This is a genomic window from Enterococcus italicus DSM 15952, assembly GCF_000185365.1.
GTDB lineage: Bacteria > Bacillota > Bacilli > Lactobacillales > Enterococcaceae > Enterococcus_G > Enterococcus_G italicus.
Genome location: NZ_GL622241.1, coordinates 951399 through 969580 on the forward strand (window position 1 = coordinate 951399; position 18182 = coordinate 969580).

Genomic DNA, 18182 nt, shown 5'->3' on the forward strand with positions numbered 1-18182 from the left:
GCTATCCTTTTTGACAAAAGCCATGCTACAATACCTACAACACGAGTTTTTGCAAGAAAGAGGTCAAGGCAATGTCGATTATTGATAAATTATTTGTTGATTATGCGAACTTCTCGACAGTAGAGATGAAGATTGCAGATTATATTATAAAGTCACCCCAAAAAATTCCCAATATGACGATTGCGGAGTTAGCAGAAGAAAGTCAAGTCAGTGAAGCCTCGATTAGTCGTTTCTGTCGCAAGTTAAAATTAGTTGGGTTTCACGCATTGAAGATTGAGTTGGCGCAAGCGACCTTGCCAGAGACGGATGAAAAAGGGACGCTAAGTGCGTATCAGCAACGTCTGGCACATATCCAAGCGAATAAATTAGCGGAGGTCGATCAGACTTTCCAACAGCTAGATGAAGCGACAGTTTCCTTGATTTTAGAAAAGTTTCGTACAGCGCCACGTATTATTTTTTTAGCTTATGGCAATACGATCCCCGTCGCGATGGATGCGGCCTATCGCTTTAACCAAATAGGGATTGCGGCGAGTGCATTTGATATTTGGGATACGGCTGCGGCCTACTTATTGACGATGACTGAAGATGATTTGGTGGTCATTATTTCTAATTCAGGCGAGACACGGCCGTTGATTCAGGCGGCTCATTACTGCAAGGAGCAGCACTTGTATCTTATTGCGTTGACGAATAATCGCCAGTCGCCAATTGCGACCTTGGCAGATTTGCATGTGACGACAGCGACTCGGGAGCGCTTGTTTCAAAAAGATTATTATTTTTCCCGTATTTCAGCGATGTTGGTCATGGAGACGTTCTTTTTGTTGCTTGCGTTTGAAGACCCTGAACGCCTCGAGCGGATTCGCCGGCATGAACAGATGATTTCTGATAGTAAAATATAAAAAAGACCGTTTGCCTTTCATCAATCGAAAAGCAGACGGTTTTCTTTTGACGAAATTTAATTTCATAGTTATAATTATTATGAAATTAAATTCAAAGGAACCGTTCGTTGGTGAATTGGAGGAATAGGGATGAAGAAACGGTGTGCCCAATACGCGCTTGATTACATCAAACCGCATAGCATCATTGGACTAGGCGGAGGGAGCACAATTGCTTATTTGGTGGAAATGATTCAAGCGAAACAACTAGACGTTACAATTGTCACGCCCTCTGTGACGACGGCCAAACTTTGTCAAGCAGCTGAGTTGACGGTCGTGCCGATGAGTCAAGTCGATCATGTGACTGTAGCATTTGACGGGTGCGATGAGGTCGATGGACATCTCAATGCCCTGAAAAGTGGTGGTGGTATTCATACGAAGGAAAAAGTAATTGCAACGATGGCGGATGACTATATTTTGCTAGTCGATGAGTCAAAAGTTTCAGACACTCTTTCGTTCAAGGTTCCATTAGTGCTGGAGGTCTTGCCCCAAGCGTTGGCCAAAGTGAAAGCTGACGTGCTGCGTCTGGGCTATCAAGTCACCGCTCGTATGAGTGCCACGAGCGATGGCTACACCTATACAGAAAATGGCAATCTATTGCTTGAGGTCACAATTGATAGTGGCACGTGTGAAGCAATCGCGCAGCAATTTTCGGCCATCGTCGGGATTGTGGAGACCTCTCTTTTTTATCAAATCGCAACGAAAGCAATTGTCGTAACGACAGAAGGAAAACGAATCATCGAAAGGAGTCAAATAAAATGAGCTTCCAATGGGGAATAGTAGGAACGGGCGTCATCGCTAATGAAATGGCTGCTGCATTGCATGCATCGGGACGAGAAATCTATGGTGTGACAAGTGGCAGGGAGGAACAAGCCCAAGCATTTGCTGAGAAATACAATGTGGAGCAGGTATTTGCAACATTTGAGGAATTGGTTGCTGATGACACGGTCGACATCGTCTACATCGCCACACCGCACAATTTGCATGCACAAATGATTCGCCAAGCACTTTTGGCCGACAAGCATGTCTTTTGTGAAAAGGCAATTACAGTCAATGATCGTCAGCTAGAAGAATGTGTGGCATTGGCAAAAGAGCGGAACTTAGTATTGTCAGATGGTGTGACGTTGTTTCATATGCCATTGTACAAAGAACTCCGTCGCATCGTCGCAAGTGGCAAACTAGGTGCAGTGAAGATGGTTCAAGTGAACTTTGGTAGCTGCAAAGAATATGATGTGAACAATCGCTTCTTCTCTAAAGAATTAGCAGGTGGCGCCTTATTAGACATCGGCGTATATGCGGCATCGTTTACACGTTTCTTTATGACAGCAAAACCAAATGTGGTCTTAACAACAGCAAATTACTTTGAAACCGGTGTGGATGAAACGTCAGGGATTTTACTAAAAAATGAGGTCGGTGAGATGGCCGTCATTGCCTTAACTATGCGAGCAAAACAACCCAAACGCGGCGTGATTGCTTGTGAAAAGGGCTTTATTGAAATTAGTAACTATCCTCGCGCTGAAAAAGCGACCATTACATATACGGAATCTGGACAAGTCGAAACAATAACGAGTGGCGAGACAGACAAGGCCTTACAATATGAAATTCAAGATATGGAAGAGTACATTACCAATCAATCCGGCGAAGAAAATTTGACGATGATTCGCGATGTGATGGGAACATTGACGAGTATTCGCTCGCAATGGGGCCTAGTATATCCATTTGAATAGAAGAGAGTCTTTTTCAGAACATTCTGTCAAAAACTTGACAAATCGAATCAACGTGATATGATGCTATCAATTAGCATAGTTTGATTCATTGAAAAGGAAAGTAATTCGCTTTTGGCGCATAGAGAGATGTTGGTTGGTGGAAAGCATCGAATAAAAGCAAATGAAGATGGCCTTTGAGAATCTCTTGGTGATAGGTAGTCAAGAGCGGGTGTATTCCGTTATCAAGTAACCTGATGTATTCAGGAAGAGTGGGGAAAGTCTATTTCCCAAAAAAGGTGGTACCACGATTATTCGTCCTTTGATAGCCAAGTTTGGTTATCAGGGGGCTTTTTTATTTTTAGAAAAGGATAGGTGAACGAATATGACAACAGAAACAAAACCATTTCGAGTGGATCATGTCGGTAGCTTTTTGCGACCACAACGATTAAAAGATGCGCGTGAGGCGTTTGCTAATGGTACGATTGATAAAGAAGCGCTACGAGCAGTAGAAGATGAAGAGATTGTTTCATTAGTAGCGAAGCAAAAAAAAGTAGGACTTAAAGGAATCACTGATGGCGAATTCCGTAGAGGGTTTTGGCATATTGACTTTTTAGAGCAGCTGACCGGGGTCGAAGGCTATGTACCCGAACAAGGATACAATCAAATATTTCATGGCAAAGCCGCTCCTTCTTACAATATTCGGTTAGTCGGCAAGCTAGCCTTCCCAGCTGATCATTCCTTTTTACGGGATTTTGATTTTTTAAAAGAAGCAGTCGGACAAGATGGTGAAGCAGTCGCAAAAGCAACGATTCCAAGTCCAACGATGATTTTACGTCAAGAAATTTTGGCCAATGATGGCTCTTCAAAATTGGCAGAAATCTATCCAAATATCGCTGATTTTTATCATGACTTGGGCCAAACCTATCATGACGCTGTCCAAGCCTACTATGCACATGGCTGTCGTTATTTGCAATTTGACGATACCAACTGGGCCTTCTTGGCAGATGCAAGCAAGCGAGAATCCTTAAAAGAAAAAGGGATTGCCCCAGATGAAATTGCCCAAGTATGTACGCAAATCATCAATGCAGCATTGGCAGACAAACCAGCCGATTTGACGATTACGACACATATTTGTCGTGGCAATCACGCGTCTTCTTGGCTGTTCTCAGGTGGATATGAACCGATTGCCAAAGAATTATTTGCCACACAGTATGATGGCTTCTTTTTAGAATATGATTCCGATCGCGCAGGAGATTTTGCACCATTGCGTTACTGGGACAATCCTGATAGCCGCGTCGTTCTAGGCTTGATTACTTCAAAATTCCCAGAGTTAGAAGATCGCCAGGCCATCGAAGAACGCATTCAAGAAGCAACGGAATATGTGCCTTTAGCGAATTTATGTATTAGCCCGCAGTGTGGATTTGCTTCAACAGAAGAAGGAAACAAATTGACTGAAGAGCAACAATGGGCAAAAATTGACTTATTACAAGCTATCGCAAAAGACGTGTGGCAATAAACACTGCCTATTTTTAAAGGCCGAGACAGAATGAGTTACCAACCATTCTGTCTCGGCCTTTGTTTGCTATTTTCCTTTTGTAAATAACCCTTTTTTAAGTACGGTATAAAAGATACTTGCACACAAGACACCACAAATAAATCCCAACGGTGTATAGCTGTTTAATATGTGTGCCATTGTTAGCGCGCCAACCACCAGTAACACCACCCACTCAACTACTAGCACCCAGCGCAATAGCTGAGGCGACATATGCCATTTAGGCGCTATTTTTGTTAATCCATTGCGTTCATGTGTCAAGATTGATAAGATGCCCACATTCAATAATAGAGTAATCACCACTACTATTTGAGCTCCAAATCCTAATTGAAACCACTGCCGTTTAAAAATTGCGCCCAAGAAAAAGAGCAGCAAAAACATGATGTTAATGAGATAAGACAAGCGCCACATGGTCTTTGTTTTGCTTAGTTGCTCGTTTCGTTTTATTTCTTCAATCATACCCGTATCCTCCTTTAGTAAACGATCCAATGAAAGATTGTAGTAGTCACTCAAATTTAGCAAACTGCTGATATCCGGATAGCTACGCTTGTTTTCCCAACTGGAAATAGTTTGGCGTGAGACGTGCAAGGCATTGGCTACCTCCTCTTGTGTTTTTCCAATTTGACTTCGTGCGCGCTTCAGCTGTTCCCCGATTTTCATGACATACCGACCTTTCTCGTTCACTATAGAAGTATAGAGATTATTATACTAGCTAAGCTTCTAAGCAGGAAAGAAATCTCTAAAAAAAGCTTTGCTAAGAATCCAAGCATACTGATAGAACAAGGATAAGAGCTGAAAATGGAGTGTGACAAAAATCGGTCACACTCCACTACAATTGATTTCTTATAAAATTTTTGCACACTACACAAGAGACTAGCCGCGTAAGTCGCTGATCCATTCACTTGGTGGTCTGCGCTTACCGGTGCTTACTTTTGCATCAGGATCGCGATAGCCTACACGATAATTGGCGATGAGGGAGTAATTGTCAGGGAGACCAATTTTTTTGGCAAAGTCAGGCTCTAATGTGAATGCCGAAGATGCCCAGAACCCTACTAAGTCATGCTCAGCCAAAAGAAGCGAAAAATTTTGAATGAGCGCAGCGGTCGCTAAGGCCGCATCGGATGTCAGACGCTTCTTGTCGGGATAGACCTCGTGAGCGAATAGAAGTGTCGCGGGAGCGTTTCGAATCAAACGATTCATTTTGGCCGTCAGCTTCTCGCGCGATTTTTCATCATGAATGACACCAGATTCTTCATAAAATTGAATGATACGGTCATATAGAAAGTCTTTTTCTTCAGTCGTCGTAACGAGTTTGACGAGCCAAGGTTCTTTTTTATGATAAGGAGCAGCACTTGCTTGAGCGAGTAAATCAATTAATAAATCTTTTGCGACCGGTGTAGCTAAGCTTTGCTTTGATGTGCGCCGCGTCGTGATACTTTCTTGTATTGATGTCATACCAACCCTCCAGATAGTGAGAACACTTCTCATTTAGAGACAGTGTAGCGAAAAGCTGGCGAAATTGCGACTAATTTGACTGAACAGTTTTAGAAAAAAAGCCGAAACAATGCCAATGAAGCAATGCCGACAAGCACAATGACAAATAAATTTTTGCTTATAATGGCACTTAACACAGTCGGTAGCGATACGAGGACATATGACCACTTCACTTGTGGCAGGTGACCAAGCTGCGGCTCGAGGAGACTATCAAACCATAGTGCCGCCATAATGACAATCGGTACAAACTGCAAGTACTCGACGAAAAGTTTCGGTAAAGTTGCTTTTTTCAAGAGTACAAATGGAATGATACGAGAGAGCCAGGTGACAAGACCGCATCCAATAATGGTTAAGAGAATATAGCTAGTTGAAGGCATGTTTGATGACCACTCCTATTCCGCAGACAATTAAGGTAATGACTAGTACAAGTAATGAATGGGGAATAATGATCATGCCAAAATAAATCCCCAAAAAGGTCAGACCGATTAAGCTTAGTTGTAAGGCAAGTGACAATTGCCGATTGGTGGCCACTTGCAAATAAAGCAGTCCAATAAACATCGCAACAATCGCAAAATCTAGTCCGAGTGACTCAGGGTTAGGGATGAAGGCGCCAATCAAGGCACCCACTAATGTCGAACCCACCCAAGTGCCGTAAGACAATATATTCGCAGTATTGAACCAAGCGAAGGATAGCTGATGGTCGGTGGCGATTTGTTTGTTCATTCCTAATGCAAAGCTTTCATCTGTCAAGAAGGTACCGATGAGGATATTTTTAAGCAATGATTCTTGCTTGAAAAAAGGAGCGACGGTCATGCTCATCAAAATCATCCGCGCGTTGACTAAAAAAGTGGCCAAAACAATGGACAGAATGGGTGTGCTTATGGCCAATAGACTAACGGTAATGAATTGTGCCGACCCAGCATAGATAATGAAAGACATCAAAAAAATGATAAGTGTCGAAAAACCAGCAGCCTTACCGACGACCCCAAAGGCGATGCCGATACCGATATACCCCAACATAGTGGGGAAGGTGTCTTTGACGGCGGCTTTGGCTGTTAACTGTGTATTCATTTGTAACCTCCCATGATGGTGTTGTTTCTATTATACCGAAATTTTTTAGTATGGAAAGAGAGGGTTTTGATTTGACAATCATCTTCTTGGTGGTATAGTAAATGTATAAACTGTTTACTGTTGTAAACGTATGATGAGAGAAGGGATTGCATTGAAAAAAGAGCAAGATGAATTGGCTAAGGTAAAACAAGCGCATGTATCAATGTCAAAAGAAGAACAAATGGCTCACTCAATGGATGAATCGATGAGTCACATGGATCATAAGAATATGGATCACGCGATGCATGAGGGTATGAACATGGATCATGACATGCACGGTGGCATGGATCACAGTATGCATATGGGAAATTTTAAGCAAAAATTTTGGTTGTCATTGATTGTGGCGATTCCTATTGTGTTGATGTCGCCTATGATGGGGGTCACGTTACCATTTCAATTTCAATTTCCAGGATCAGACTGGCTCGTACTTATCTTGGCTACTTTTTTATTCTTTTATGGCGGGCAGCCATTTTTAAGTGGCGCCAAGTCGGAAATAAAACAAAAAAATCCCGCAATGATGACGTTAATCGCCATGGGGATTACTGTCTCATATGTCTATAGTGTCTATTCCTTTATTGCTACGACCTTTTTAGGAAAAGATGTCATGAACTTTTTTTGGGAATTGGCAACATTAATCGTCATTATGTTATTGGGACATTGGATTGAAATGAATGCCGTAATGAATGCCAGTGATGCATTGCAAAAGCTGGCGGAGTTATTGCCAGATCAAGTGACTCGTGTCACCGATGGCAAGGAAGAAGTCATTTCTTTACAAGATGTTCGTAAAGGCGATACGTTAGTCGTCCGCTCTGGAGACAAAATGCCGACCGATGGCACGATTGTAGCTGGTCAATCGATAGTAGATGAGTCAGCAGTCACCGGTGAGTCAAGAGGAGTGAAAAAAGGAGTCGCTGATGCAGTCATCGGTGGGTCAGTCAATGGTGAAGGAACGCTCACCATTCAAGTCACTGGGACCGGTGAAGAAGGCTACTTAGCAAAAGTCATGACGATGGTGCGACGGGCACAAGCCGAGAAATCAAAACTAGAAGCTCTGTCAGACAAAGTCGCAAAATGGCTCTTTTATGTTGCATTGATCGCGGGTCTTTTTGCCTTTGTCGTTTGGCTTATTGCGGCCGACTTGCCGACTGCACTAGATCGGATGGTGACGGTCTTTGTGATTGCTTGTCCTCATGCACTTGGATTAGCCATTCCACTCGTTATTGCTCGTTCGACTTCTATTGCGGCTAAAAATGGCCTCTTATTGAAGAATCGCAACGCACTAGAAAATTCACATGATTTGTCGATGATTTTACTTGATAAAACAGGCACACTCACACAAGGAACCTTTGCTGTGACAGGTGTAGAACAATTTGATAATCAGCTTTCCAAGACAGAATTTCTGCAATACCTTGGTGCTCTTGAGAAGACAGCGAACCACCCAATCGCTACTGGAATCATGCGGTACATTCATGAACAAGGAATAAAACCTTTGGAGGCTACAGACACAAAGGCCGTGACTGGTGTAGGGTTAAGCGGTACGGTTGCAGGCAAGGAATTGACGATTTTAAATGAGAAAGCTTTGACAGATGAAGAAAAACAAACGCTTGATGCCAAAACTTGGCGTCGGTATCAAGAACAAGGAAATACGATAAGTTTCTTAAGAGTAGCGGGCAAAATTGTCGGATTAATTGCACTAGGCGACGAAATCAAGCCAGAAGCCAAGAACTTTATTAAGGCCTTGCGTGAACGGCAAATCGAACCAGTGATGCTTACTGGGGATAATCAAGAAGCGGCAGCTAAAGTAGCAAATTACTTAGGCATCACACAATTTCACGCGGCATTGTTACCAGATGGCAAAGAAGAAATCGTGTCGAAATTTGTTAGTGAAGGCAAACGTGTGGCAATGGTCGGCGATGGCATTAATGATGCGCCAAGTTTAGCAAGAGCGACTATTGGTATTGCGATTGGCGCAGGGACTGATGTCGCCATTGATTCAGCTGATGTCGTCTTAACCAATAGCAACCCTGAAGATATTTTGCACTTTTTAGACTTAGCGAAAGCTACCCGTAAGAAAATGATTCAAAATCTTTGGTGGGGCGCGGGATACAATATTTTCGCTATTCCGCTAGCAGCAGGAGTCTTGGCACCAATTGGGATTGTCTTGAATCCAGCTGTCGGTGCGATTTTGATGTCATTTAGTACCGTGATTGTAGCAATCAATGCGATGACTTTGAATCGTACGATGAAAAAATAAAATTGAGTCGTGTAATTCGTCAATTTAGGAGACGAATTACACGATTTTTTGAGTAACTCATTCATTCAAAAGCAAACAAGTGTGCGCTAGTGACCTTTCCATTGTTCTTTCTCTCGCATATTGGTAGAATGGACAAATAGTGAAATTTTAAGGAGTCGTGTAGGATGGAAGAGGCAAAATGGCATCAAATTTTATCGAAAGTTGCTACAATAACGGCAATTTTAATGTATGTATCGTATGGACCACAAATTTATGGAAACTTAACCGGTAATCCCACTGGGTATTTACAACCGTTTGTAGCAGCGATTAATTGCTCATTATGGGTTGTATACGGTTACGGGAAACGCAAAAAAGATTGGCCCGTTATTTTAGCGAATGCGCCGGGCGTTATTTTTGGATTATTAGCAGCAATCACTGCGTTATTGGCATAAACAGCAAAGTCGGACATAGAAGCAATGATTCTATGCGTTCGGCTTTTTTTTCTCTATCATCTTGGCGTATACTAACAAGGAATAGAAAGGGGCAATTATAAAATGAAAATTGTATTTGCAAGTGATCACGCAGGAGTCATATTAAAAAAAGAAATTATCAAACTTGTTGAAGAAATGGGGCATGAAGTGCAAGATTTAGGTCCATACACGGAAGAGGCCGTTGATCTTTCTGATTATGTCTATCCGGCAGCTTTAAAAGTCGCAACCAAAGAAGCAGAGCGGGGTATTTTTATTGATGGTGTAGGCTATGGTAGTGCTCTGATTGCTAATCGGATTTTGGGTATTGATGCAGTAGTCTGCCAAGATCCATTTTGTGCCAAATTAGCACGCGAGCATACCAATAGCAATGTGTTGTGTTTAGGTGGAAAAATTATCGGTTCGGCGATTGCCCTAGAGATTGTTAAAACATGGTTGACAACGGACTTCTTAGCAGAAGAAAAGTACATTCGTCGCGTCAAGAAAGTGCAAGCTATTTCTGAGAAACATCTAAAGCCACTATCAGAAATATAAGGAGGATTATATGGTTGAGCAAAAGTCAAAGGGAATGGGTTCGGTCATAGCGGCATTGATTGCCAATATATTAGTAGCAATTAGTAAATTTGTCGGCTACTTTATTAGTGGTAGTGCAGCGATGTTAAATGAAAGCATTCATAGTGTTGTCGATTGTAGCAACCAAATATTGTTATTATTTGGTGATCGACGGTCCAAAAAAGGACAAAGCGATTTGCATCAATTTGGTGAAGCTCGTGCGAAATATTTCTTTAGCACGATTGTCGCAACAATGCTATTTTTTGGTGGTGGAATTTTAGGTATCATGGAAGCCATCGAAAAACTATTCCATCCCAGTCATGAAGTCAATAACCCGTGGATTGTTTTATTGATTTTGGTATTTGGAATTGTCGTCGAAGGATCATCTTTACGGGTTGCACTGAAAGAAATCAACGAATTGAATACAGAAAATCAAGCGATTTTGACCTTTTTAAGAGAAAGTCGACATAGCGAAATTTTGATTATCTTTACCGAGGATTTTTGTGCGGTAATCGGGCTAGGTTTAGCAGCTATCGGAACGGTGGCAACCATGTTGACCAATAACCCAATGTTTGATGCTTTGAGTGGGTTATTGATTGGATTATTATTGACAGGTGCGGCAATCTTTTTGGCCCGTGAATTTTATAGTTTGATTGTTGGTGAGAGCGTTACGGCCAGTGATCTAAAGAAAATCATGCTGGCGTTTAATCGTGCCGATGTCGAGCGACTAATTGATATCAAGACCATTCACTTAGGTCCGGATGAAATTATGATTGCTGCCAAGATTGATTTATTGGATACGCAAGAGGCGAGAGGCTATGCAATTATTAATGAGATAGAAGCAGTGATTCGTCAAGAGTTAGCTGGGAAAAAAGCATATATTTACATTGAAACAGACAAATACAATCCTAATTACCATCGAGAATAAGTCGATATAAGTGACATAATTTTGTGTTGCTCAATCTGAAGAAAACAGCGAGACGGAATTAGCTATAAGCAACAGTCAGAAAATCCAAAAGTTTTGAAACCAACTTCTGGATTTTCTGGCTGTTTGCTTGTCACTAAACAATTAAATTGAGAACCAATTTCTGGAATTTGTGAACTTACTGCTCGAATCTAATCGCTTTAGTCACGACCTTAATAAACGGTGTTCCAAAAGCAGATTCTTCGGCAATAAGTCAAAAATCCCAAAAATTGAGAACCAATTTCTGGAATTTGTGAACTTACTGCTCGAATCTAGACGCTTTAGTCACGACCTTTTTCTTTACATAATTTTTACATAAATACAAACCAATCCTAATGAAAGATGTGTATAGTAACGAGTGGATAAGGAAATGAGAAGTAGGATAAATATTTCGTGTCGATTAGAAAAAAAGAATTTAAGGGAATTCTTATCAAAACAGGAGCTAATTCTCATGAAAATATAATACAAAATCATTGATACTATCCGATTATTCATTTATAATTTAGTAGCGATTGTTCGTATTTAATTGCAAAACATTTACTAAAGGGGAATAAGGATGAAAGTTTGGAAGAAATTGGCAGCAGTTGGCTTGAGTTTAGCTGCAGCAGTTACATTAGCGGCATGTGGGAGCTCTAGTTCATCAAGTTCTTCATCAAAAGATGGAAGCTATGAGCCAAAAAAATTAACGGTACAATTCGTTCCTTCACAATCTGCTGAAACATTGGAAGCAAAAGCGAAACCATTGGAAAAATTATTGAGTAAGCAATTAGGCATTCCAGTCACTGTAAGTGTTTCTACTGACTATAATACCATTGTAGAAGCAATGGGTTCTAAACAAGTGGATGTTGGTTTCTTACCACCAAACGCATATGTATTGGCTCATGAACAAAGTGGTGTGAAAGTTCTTCTTCAAGCACAGCGCTATGGCATTTCTCAACCTGGTGGAAAGAGTACAGATAAATTAGTAGATAGTTACCGTTCAATGATTGTTGTGAAAAAAGGAAGCAATATTAAAGATGTCGATGATTTAAAAGGCAAAAAAATTGCGACTCAAGACGTAACATCTTCAGCGGGCTATGTGTGGCCAGTTGCTGAGTTGAAGAAAAAAGGAATTGATATTAATAAAGATGTTATAACAGTGCAAGTGAAAGGTCATGACCAAGCTGTTCTTTCCGTTCTAAATGGAGATGTGGACGCAGCCTTTGTCTTTGAAGATGCCCGTAATACAGTGAAGAAAGACTATCCACAAATTATGGATGAAGTAGAACCAATGTATTTCACTGAACCTATTCCAAACGATACAATCAGTGTTCGTTCGGATATGAGTGAAGAGTGGGACAAAAAAATCCAAGATGCCTTTATCGCAATCGGGAATGACCCAGAAGGAAAAGAAATTATTTCTTCTGTTTATTCTCATGAAGGATATGTGAAATCAAAAGACAGCAATTTTGATATTGTTCGTGAATACGCAAAAGAAGTTGGACAATAAGCAGCTGTTTCTATAAAATAGACAAAGGGTATCGAGTGTTGCCGATACCCTTTTGCATTGTGTTTTTTTATTTTTATCAAAAGAAAGTAGGAAAAAAAGTGACAGAGGAAAATCAATCGATTATTTCGTTTAAAAAAGTCGACAAAGTTTATCCAAATGGGGTACACGGGTTGCGTGATTTAAACATTGATATCAAAAAGGGAGAATTCGTCATTGTTGTCGGATTGTCTGGTGCGGGTAAGTCGACTATGTTGCGAGCAATTAATCGCCTGCATGAAATTTCAAGTGGTGAAATATTAATCGACAATCAATCAATCACCAAAGCAAAAGGCAAGGAATTGCGATTAATTCGTCGGGATATAGGCATGATTTTCCAAAGCTTTAATTTAGTGAAGCGTTCAAGTGTTTTACGTAATGTATTGACTGGACGAGTGGCATACCATCCAACTTGGAAGATGTTATTGGGATTGTTTCCAAAAGAAGATAAAGAACGTGCGTATCAATCATTGCAACGTGTGAATCTAGCAGAAAAAGTCTATACAAGGGCGGATGAACTTTCTGGTGGCCAACAACAGCGAGTATCGATTGCACGCGCCTTAACACAAAAACCAAAAATTATTTTAGCCGATGAACCGGTCGCATCATTGGACCCGGTAACGACGGAAAAAGTAATGGATGATTTGAAACGCATCAACCAAGACTTTGGCATTACAATTGTTGTCAATCTGCACTCAGTTGAATTGGCACGCCAATATGGTACGCGTATCATTGGATTACGCGATGGTAGTCTTGTATTTGATGGTCCGGTAGCAGAGGCGACAGATGAAACGCTAAGAGCCATTTATGGCGGAGAAATTTTAGAAGAAAAAGCACAAGGAGCGATCGTCTAATGAATTCACAGACTCTACCAAAACGTGGAGGACTCTGGAAAAATATCTTGTGGCTAGTCATTTTTATTCTTAGTTTGATTGTAAGTGGTGATATCTCTGGTGTCGACATTCCTCGTTTTTTGATGAATGCTGGGCAGATGAATATTATTATCGAAAAAATGGCGCGTCCGGATTGGTCCTATGTTTCAATTATTGTTGATCCGATTCTAGAAACGCTAAAAATGGCGATTATTGGTACAACCATTGGAGCATTAGTTGCGTTTCCATTTTCTCTTTTTGCAGCTCGAAACGTCGTACATAGTAAATGGATTACGGGTGTCTTTCGTTTTGTGTTAAATATTATTCGAACCATTCCTGATTTGATGTTAGCGGCTCTGTTTGTAGCAGTTGTCGGGATTGGACCGGTAGCTGGGGTTATATCTTTGGCCGTCTTTACCTTTGGGATGGTATCCAAATTGTTTTTTGAATCTATTGAAACAATTGATGATGGACCGATTGAAGCCATTATTGCTTCAGGTGGATCAAAATTAGATATTATTCGTTATGCCGTTTTACCACAAGTCATGAGTCATTTTTTAAGCTACTTACTTTATGCATTCGAGATTAATATTCGGGCATCGACAGTACTAGGGTATATCGGTGCTGGGGGAATCGGGATTTACTTGCAACGTTCACTCAGTCAGTTCCGTTACGACCAAACATCAATTATTGTAATCGTGATTTTTGCGGTCGTATTAATTATTGATACAATTAGTAATAAGTTAAGGGAGCGATTAATATGATGCCGGCTGAACCAAAAAAACATCTGGTAAGAAATTGGCTGATTGCTCTATTGTTACTAATTATATATATATGGGCATTCTCTGGTATTCCATTTACAGGTGTCAAAGAAAATGTAAAAGAAATTGTAGGATCAATTTTTCAAGGATTAACCCATCCTGATTGGGCATATGTGTACACAGGTGATGGCGAAGATTTGGTGTCCTTGATGATTCAAACAGTAGCGATTGCCTTTTTAGGAACGTTTATTTCTTCTTTATTGAGTATTCCATTTGCCTTTTGGGCTGCGCGTACGAAACAGGGGAATCGTTTTGTCTCAGGAAGCGGAAAAATTATGCTAACAGCAATTCGTACGTTTCCAGAAATTGTTTTAGCCATTATGTTTATTAAAACAGTCGGACCAGGTTCATTTGCAGGGGTATTAGCAGTGAGTGTCCATTCGATTGGTATGTTGGCTAAGTTATATAGTGAAGCCATTGAAAATATGGATCATGGTCCATCTGAATCAGTCGTCAGTGCTGGAGGGAATCATTGGGATATATTAGCCTATGCGACATTGCCTCAGCTTGTACCTGAATTTATTTCCTTCACGCTGTATCGCTTTGAATTAGCGGTACGTTCTGCTTCAATCTTAGGGATGGTTGGCGCTGGTGGGATTGGTACACCAATGATTTTTGCCATCAATGCACGAAATTGGAGTCGGGTTGGAATTATCTTAATTGGAATAATTATAACTGTTACAATAATTGATTTTATTTCTGGTCAGCTAAGAAAACGATTAGTATAAATTAGAAGAAAACGCATGAGAACAAGCTTTCTCGTCCGTTTTCTTTTGTTTATACAGATTATTCTTTCCGTCAAAAAAAGGTAATTTTCTTTTGAAAGGTATTTTGAAAAGGAGTATACTGAAATTATTCTAATGTAGGAGATGACGATCATGAAAGTGAGTTTATTTACGAGTTGTGTCGTAGATGCCCTTTTTCCAAATGTATCGATAGCGATAGTAGAAGTTCTTGAACGCTTTGGCGTTGAAGTAGTATACCCTGAAAATCAAGTTTGTTGTGGCCAACCCACATTAAATAGTGGGTATCGAGAAGAATCACGAAAAGTATTAATTAATCAATTGGAAGCATTTAAAGATGCAGACTATGTCGTAGGTGCTGCAGGAAGTTGCACAGCCTCTATGAGAGAATATGCGGAGTTCTTTAAAGATGATCCCATCTACTATGAAGAAGCAGTAAAATTACACGATAAAACATATGAATTTACGCAATTTTTGTACCATGTCTTAGGATTAAAAGATGTTGGTGCTACCTTAAACAAAAAAGTAACTTACCACCGTTCTTGTCACATGACTCGACTTTTAGGTGAGCGCGAATCACCTTTTGAATTAATGAAATATGTAAAGGGACTAGAATATGTAGAAATTCCCCATATCGAAAATTGCTGTGGTTTTGGTGGTACATTTTCCGTAAAAGAACCAATCATTTCCAATGCGATGGTGACCGAAAAAATGAATGATATCATTGACACTGGTGCCGAAGTATTAATTAGTGCGGATATGGCTTGTTTGATGAATATCGGTGGGAAATTTAACCGTGAGGGTCAACCGATTACAATCATGCACATTGCAGAAGTCTTAAATCACGATATCGATCCGACACGAGTAACTATTCCAAAAAAGGCGTTAGCATAGGAGGACGGATACATGGGACTAAAAACGAGTACCTTATCTTTCGATGAACGATGTACAGAAAACATCGAAGACAAACAAATGCAAGCCGCTTTAAAAAAATCTCAAGATGCTCAATGGATTAAGCGTGAAGGTGCACGAGAGGAATTGGGAAATTGGGAACAATGGCGTGAGCTAGGCCAACAAATCCGCCAACATACGTTGAACCATTTACCTGATTATTTGGAACAATTTAGCGACAATGTCGAAAAACAAGGCGGCCATGTGTTCTTCGCAAAAACAGAGGAAGATGCCCAAAATTTTGTGCGTAAAATTGTTTTAGAAAAAGAAATTAAAAAAATTGTGAAATCAAAATCCATGGTAACGACAGAAGTTGGGCTGGATCCGATGTTTGAAAAAATGCCGGGGGTCAGTGTGGTGGAAACTGATTTGGCAGAATTTATTTTGCAAATGGATGATTGGGATGAACCTTCGCATATCGTATTCCCCGCTGTTCACAAAAATCGCCACCAGGTGAAACAAATTTTCGAAAAATTAGGCTATGTGGGTTCGGATGAGCCTGTGGATTTGGCAAAGTTTGCTCGTAAAATATTGAGAGAACGATTCTTAGAAGCTGATTTAGGTATTTCTGGTTGTAACTTTGCAATTGCTGATAGTGGCATGATCAATTTAGTGACCAATGAAGGAAATGCTGATTTATGTATTAGTATTCCTAAAACACAAATCGTCTTAATGGGGATGGAACGGATCGTCCCAAGTATCAAAGAAGCAGAAGTATTAGACAATTTGCTTTGTCGCAGTGCGGTTGGCCAAAAATTAACGAGCTATGTGACGTTTGCTGGTCGCAAGCATGAAGATGAATCAGATGGACCAGAAGATTTCTATGTCATTATTGTCGACAATGGTCGTTCCAATGCATTAGGCACACAATTTCAAGAAATGCTGCAATGTATTCGTTGCGGTGCTTGCCTAAATGTGTGTCCAGTCTATCGTCATATTGGCGGTCATGGCTATGGTTCAATTTATCCAGGTCCAATGGGGGCTGTTTTGTCACCAATCTTAGGTGGCTATGAAGAATTTGGGGATTTACCTTATGCATCTAGTCTCTGTGGCGCATGTACGGATACATGTCCGGTCAAAATTCCATTGCATAAACTGTTGATTGAACATCGTACCGTGATGACAAATGAATTAAAAATGAAGCATGGTATTGACGATGCTACAATGAAAATGATTGGTCGTGTAACGGCATCGCCAATTGTCTTCAAAATGGTCGAAAAAGTCGATCATGCAGGCTCAGCGCTAGTAACGAAGAAAAAAGATATGAGTGTCAATAACCTATACAACCATGATGGCTACTTAAACAAAGCACCTGCGATGGCTAAAAACTGGACAGATTACCGTGATTTACCACGTCCACCAAAAGCCAAAGACAACTTCCGTCATTGGTTTAAAGAACATCAAAAAGCTAAAGCGCAAACGGGAGGGAAGTAAGATGGTCACTACAACCAATGAAAACAAAGAAAACTTTCTGAACCATTTGGCTGATTGTTTAAGCTATGAACGCCATAGCTTAACAGATCCAGAAGTACCCTTTATGAATAATTTGCCGCATGAAACATTAAGTGATTTGACACAAATGGAATTACTTGAGGTGTTAGAAAAGCAATGCGCGGTCTTGCATTGTCATTTAGTGACGACAGTTCGTTCAGACTTGCCAGCTACTTTGGCAGCACAAGTGAAAGAATATGGAGAAGGATCGATGATTTTGCCAGACGATGATCGATTTGAAGAGTATGGACTGTCAGAATTGTATCAACGACCTGACACGTATGTTTGGCAAAAAGGGGCCGATAAGCGCGAGAAAAATATTTTTGAGGCCCAACGAGCAAACATTGGGATTGCATTTGCTGAATATGCTTTGGCAGAGTCAGGTACGGTTGCTCTAGAGTCATCGGCAGGCCAAGGTCGCACATTGCACTTTTTGCCTACCAATTATATTGCCATTGTTCCGATTAGCAAGCTTGTTCCTCGGATTACACAGGCTACAGATCAATACGCAGCAAAAGTCAAAGCGGGTGAAACGACAGGTTCTGCCTTGAATTTCATTTCTGGACCGTCTAACTCGGGAGACATTGAAATGGTGTTAGTCGAAGGGGTACACGGCCCATTAAGAGTGACGTATATCGTAGTCGAAGATTGCTAAGAAAGATCTCCTGCATGGTATAATGTAGGAGACCCTTTGAGACCCTTTCTTTTTTTCTATTCGTGAGTAATCTTAGTGAAAAAAAGAGGCGCA

General features: G+C 40.7%; 19 protein-coding genes and 1 other annotated feature. Of the genes, 15 read left to right on the forward strand and 4 right to left on the reverse strand.

Features of this window, described 5'->3' with window-relative positions:
- The first annotated feature begins 71 nt into the window (after positions 1–71).
- The 4 genes from HMPREF9088_RS04470 (at position 72) to HMPREF9088_RS04485 (ending at position 4154) form a co-directional block, all read left to right on the forward strand.
- Positions 72–896, forward strand: a complete 825-nt coding sequence (locus tag HMPREF9088_RS04470) for a MurR/RpiR family transcriptional regulator (RefSeq protein ID WP_007207969.1) — start codon at positions 72–74, stop codon at positions 894–896.
- A 129-nt stretch (positions 897–1025) separates the two neighbouring features.
- Positions 1026–1694 carry a ribose 5-phosphate isomerase A gene (rpiA, locus tag HMPREF9088_RS04475; RefSeq protein ID WP_007207970.1) on the forward strand — a complete coding sequence of 223 codons (669 nt, stop codon included), beginning with the start codon at positions 1026–1028 and terminating at the stop codon, positions 1692–1694.
- Positions 1691–2659, forward strand: coding sequence for a Gfo/Idh/MocA family protein (locus HMPREF9088_RS04480; RefSeq protein ID WP_007207971.1), 969 nt, complete (start codon positions 1691–1693; stop codon positions 2657–2659). Before rpiA ends, HMPREF9088_RS04480 begins: the two co-directional genes overlap by 4 nt.
- A gap of 79 nt (positions 2660–2738) precedes the next feature.
- Positions 2739–2961, forward strand: a binding site (T-box leader).
- A gap of 59 nt (positions 2962–3020) precedes the next feature.
- A complete protein-coding gene (locus tag HMPREF9088_RS04485) occupies positions 3021–4154 on the forward strand; it encodes a 5-methyltetrahydropteroyltriglutamate--homocysteine S-methyltransferase (RefSeq protein WP_007207972.1) in 1134 nt (377 codons plus the stop codon).
- Between the two features lie 66 nt (positions 4155–4220).
- On the opposite strand, the gene HMPREF9088_RS11425 is transcribed toward HMPREF9088_RS04485, so the two are convergent.
- From HMPREF9088_RS11425 to HMPREF9088_RS04505, 4 genes are all read right to left on the reverse strand, one after another.
- Positions 4221–4850, reverse strand: coding sequence for a helix-turn-helix domain-containing protein (locus HMPREF9088_RS11425; RefSeq protein ID WP_007207973.1), 630 nt, complete (start codon positions 4848–4850; stop codon positions 4221–4223).
- A 213-nt stretch (positions 4851–5063) separates the two neighbouring features.
- Positions 5064–5645, reverse strand: coding sequence for a nitroreductase family protein (locus HMPREF9088_RS04495; protein WP_040366416.1), 582 nt, complete (start codon positions 5643–5645; stop codon positions 5064–5066).
- Positions 5646–5734: 89 nt separating this feature from the next.
- A complete protein-coding gene (locus tag HMPREF9088_RS04500) occupies positions 5735–6061 on the reverse strand; it encodes an AzlD domain-containing protein (RefSeq protein ID WP_007207975.1) in 327 nt (108 codons plus the stop codon).
- Positions 6048–6755, reverse strand: a complete 708-nt coding sequence (locus tag HMPREF9088_RS04505) for an AzlC family ABC transporter permease (RefSeq protein WP_007207976.1) — start codon at positions 6753–6755, stop codon at positions 6048–6050. The genes HMPREF9088_RS04500 and HMPREF9088_RS04505 overlap by 14 nt, the downstream gene beginning before the upstream one ends.
- Before the next feature lie 202 nt (positions 6756–6957).
- On the opposite strand from HMPREF9088_RS04505, the gene HMPREF9088_RS04510 reads away from it, so the two are divergent.
- From HMPREF9088_RS04510 to HMPREF9088_RS04560, 11 genes are all read left to right on the forward strand, one after another.
- The gene (locus HMPREF9088_RS04510; RefSeq protein ID WP_276326765.1) at positions 6958–9048 is read left to right on the forward strand and encodes a heavy metal translocating P-type ATPase; all 2091 of its coding nucleotides are present in this window, start codon (positions 6958–6960) and stop codon (positions 9046–9048) included.
- Between the two features lie 164 nt (positions 9049–9212).
- On the forward strand, positions 9213–9479 hold the full coding sequence (locus tag HMPREF9088_RS04515; protein ID WP_007207978.1) for a hypothetical protein: 267 nt from the start codon (positions 9213–9215) through the stop codon (positions 9477–9479).
- A gap of 102 nt (positions 9480–9581) precedes the next feature.
- Positions 9582–10049, forward strand: a complete 468-nt coding sequence (locus HMPREF9088_RS04520; RefSeq protein ID WP_007207979.1) for an RpiB/LacA/LacB family sugar-phosphate isomerase — start codon at positions 9582–9584, stop codon at positions 10047–10049.
- Positions 10050–10059: 10 nt separating this feature from the next.
- Positions 10060–10995 (forward strand): cation diffusion facilitator family transporter, encoded by a 936-nt coding sequence (locus tag HMPREF9088_RS04525; protein WP_007207980.1) that lies wholly within the window; start codon positions 10060–10062, stop codon positions 10993–10995.
- Between the two features lie 592 nt (positions 10996–11587).
- Complete coding sequence (locus tag HMPREF9088_RS04530; protein ID WP_007207981.1) at positions 11588–12520, forward strand: phosphate/phosphite/phosphonate ABC transporter substrate-binding protein; 933 nt, start codon at positions 11588–11590, stop codon at positions 12518–12520.
- A gap of 98 nt (positions 12521–12618) precedes the next feature.
- A complete protein-coding gene (gene phnC / locus HMPREF9088_RS04535; protein ID WP_040366418.1) occupies positions 12619–13410 on the forward strand; it encodes a phosphonate ABC transporter ATP-binding protein in 792 nt (263 codons plus the stop codon).
- Positions 13410–14192: a phosphonate ABC transporter, permease protein PhnE gene (gene phnE, locus HMPREF9088_RS04540; RefSeq protein WP_007207983.1), complete on the forward strand. Its 783-nt coding sequence runs from the start codon at positions 13410–13412 to the stop codon at positions 14190–14192. Before phnC ends, phnE (HMPREF9088_RS04540) begins: the two co-directional genes overlap by 1 nt.
- Positions 14189–14977, forward strand: coding sequence for a phosphonate ABC transporter, permease protein PhnE (gene phnE / locus HMPREF9088_RS04545; protein WP_007207984.1), 789 nt, complete (start codon positions 14189–14191; stop codon positions 14975–14977). Before phnE (HMPREF9088_RS04540) ends, phnE (HMPREF9088_RS04545) begins: the two co-directional genes overlap by 4 nt.
- Positions 14978–15127: 150 nt before the next feature.
- On the forward strand, positions 15128–15886 hold the full coding sequence (locus HMPREF9088_RS04550) for a (Fe-S)-binding protein (RefSeq protein WP_007207985.1): 759 nt from the start codon (positions 15128–15130) through the stop codon (positions 15884–15886).
- Between the two features lie 12 nt (positions 15887–15898).
- Positions 15899–17377, forward strand: a complete 1479-nt coding sequence (locus HMPREF9088_RS04555) for a LutB/LldF family L-lactate oxidation iron-sulfur protein (protein WP_007207986.1) — start codon at positions 15899–15901, stop codon at positions 17375–17377.
- Between the two features lies 1 nt (position 17378).
- Positions 17379–18089 (forward strand): LutC/YkgG family protein, encoded by a 711-nt coding sequence (locus tag HMPREF9088_RS04560; RefSeq protein WP_007207987.1) that lies wholly within the window; start codon positions 17379–17381, stop codon positions 18087–18089.
- Positions 18090–18182 lie beyond the last annotated feature (93 nt).